Origin of the sequence: Moorena sp. SIO4E2 (genome assembly GCF_010671945.1) — a bacterium.
In the GTDB taxonomy this organism is placed as follows: Bacteria; Cyanobacteriota; Cyanobacteriia; order Cyanobacteriales; family Coleofasciculaceae; genus Moorena; species Moorena producens.
This window is the reverse complement of record NZ_JAAHIE010001094.1, coordinates 1-1,726: the sequence shown is the minus strand read 5'-3', so window position 1 is coordinate 1,726 and position 1,726 is coordinate 1. Positions and strand designations below refer to the sequence as shown.

Annotated in this window: 2 protein-coding genes and 1 pseudogene; 1 reads left to right on the top strand and 2 read right to left on the bottom strand. The window is 43.6% G+C overall.

The annotated features are described in order from the left end of the window. Positions 1-272, top strand: a pseudogene (locus tag F6K37_RS41010) (recombinase RecA); the annotation flags it as partial. Between the two features lie 197 nt (positions 273-469). On the opposite strand, the gene F6K37_RS41005 reads toward F6K37_RS41010, so the two are convergent. Both F6K37_RS41005 and F6K37_RS41000 read right to left on the bottom strand, forming a co-directional pair. Then, positions 470-1,102 carry an FHA domain-containing protein gene (locus F6K37_RS41005; protein ID WP_287257031.1) on the bottom strand — a complete coding sequence of 211 codons (633 nt, stop codon included), beginning with the start codon at positions 1,100-1,102 and terminating at the stop codon, positions 470-472. A 216-nt stretch (positions 1,103-1,318) separates the two neighbouring features. Then, entirely contained in the window at positions 1,319-1,618 is a 300-nt protein-coding gene (locus F6K37_RS41000; RefSeq protein ID WP_287257030.1) for a DUF3493 domain-containing protein, read from the bottom strand. Positions 1,619-1,726 lie beyond the last annotated feature (108 nt).

The following is a 1,726-nucleotide window of genomic DNA, read 5'->3' as shown; positions in this document are numbered from 1 at the left end:
GGATTTCCCGCTTAGGGTGTCTGGTGGATTTAGCAGAACAAACCAAAGTCATTCTGCGCAAGGGAGCCTGGTATAGCCACAATGGGGACAATATTGCTCAAGGTCGGGATAATACAGTTAAGTATTTAGTTGAACATCCCGAGTTTGCTGAAAATATTGAGCAGCAAGTACGTCAGCAACTCGACATGGGAGCAGTAGTTTCAGCTAACTCAGTGGCTCCTGTGGATAGCAAGGAAGCGGATAGCATTGAAGCAGGAGATGAGGAAGCTTAATCTATCAGCTATCAGCTATCAGCTTAAGCGCTACGCGCACGCTACTTGAGGTGCTATCAGCTATCAGCGGTCAGTTATCAGCGGTCAGTTATCAGCGGTCAGTTATCAGCGGTCAGTTATCAGCGGTCAGTTATCAGCTATCAGCTATCAGCTTTTGAATAAAATAAACTCACCGCTGACCGCTGAATGCTTACAATTTACTTTTCTTGAGAGGAATGTCTAATTAAAAAGCGGTCTAGAATTTCTAACTGCTGAGCCGGAGTGAGTTCAGAAGAGGTTGCTCCTTCAAGCTCTTGCATTTCTTGTGCAGAGTCTTCTGAGGCAAATACGTCTGTTTCTTGCGGCTCTAGAAATGGGTTAGTATCTCGGCTGATCTGATCTAGGGATAAGGATGAGCCAATTGTTGCTTGATCACTGCTCAAGTTGTTTTCTGCTGCTAAGGCTTCGATTTGGGCTAGGATATCTGAGCTAATTTTCTCTACAGTCTTAGTCTGTTCGCAAAAGAAAAAACAAAAACTAATGCTAGCTAGTCGCACATACTGGCCATCCTTGAGAAGATGACGCCCTTTGACTCGTTTTCCATTGATAAAGGAACCATTGGTGCTCTCCAGGTCAATTAGGTAAAATCCCTGCTTGTGTATGTGCTGAATCACAGCATGATGTCTAGACAAACGCCTCTCGGGGAGCTGTATTGCTGACTGGCGTCCCCGACCGATTGTCCAAATTCCTTGAGGCTGGAGCAGGGTTTGAGTTTTACCATTCACTAGGTTAGTCAGCAAATAGGCTTGTTGACCCTGAATGACACCAGCTACATATCGTGTTTCAAACAAGCCGATAGGATGGTTAGTTTTGTCCAGCTAAAGATTTTTTGTCTAGTAGAGTGTAATGATGCTTTTCGGTAAAATCTAGACGAGCCTAAACATTTAGTTCACACCTAATCAGAGCCGTTAGAGAGGCTATGCTCACCATGGCTTCCATAATCTTCTTATCCTATTAGTATACCCTGAGATTCCTCTGTACCTCAAAGGAGTGTGATGGTTTTCCTACTATAATTTCCGTTCTGCCTTATTTTCCAGGCGAAATAGCCAAACCATCAAGATAACTACACCGATTTGCAGAGCCAAGTTAGGCATGGCAGTAGCTACAGATTTACCAGCAGCTAACTGGGCTAGAAAAACCATTGCACCGATAAAACCAGAGGCACCAAAGGCAATATAGATAAATTTTCTTAAGCCTCGGTAGGGATGTTGGGCTTCTGCTTTTAGCCTGGCATACTTCTCTGGATTGATTTTTTGCCCAGAGACTTTGGGATTGGGGTAAGGTTTTTTTGAGTTCGAGTTGGTCATGAATGTTTTACCCTAACTTACCTGACTGATTTGCTGTAGTAATATTTGCTATATTAATAAACTGGTGCCGATGTAGCTCAGTGGTAGAGCATTCGATTCGTAATCGAA